We start from the raw sequence: 241 nt of genomic DNA, 5'->3' as shown, positions 1-241 counted from the left end.
AGGTTTAAAAGAAAATGACTTTGATTTTGTTCCTCTGTATATCTAATATTCAACCACGAAATGGAGGAGGGCAGAAACACTGCAAACAAATGTTATTTCTGCTCTTTCTATCCCTCGCCCCTAGCTTCTTAGCTCGTTCTGAGCTCACCTGTGTGGCCAGTGGCTTCTGGGAAGTGATGGTCGTATCTGTAAAGTTGGAATACTTTCTAGGACTTAATGGACTGTTTGACTCACAGTTGTG

It is taken from the genome of Candidatus Kosakonia sp. 282A-S69 (assembly GCF_029433855.1).
Classification (GTDB): domain Bacteria; phylum Pseudomonadota; class Gammaproteobacteria; order Enterobacterales; family Enterobacteriaceae; genus Kosakonia; species Kosakonia cowanii_A.
This window is presented reverse-complemented; position numbering follows the sequence as displayed.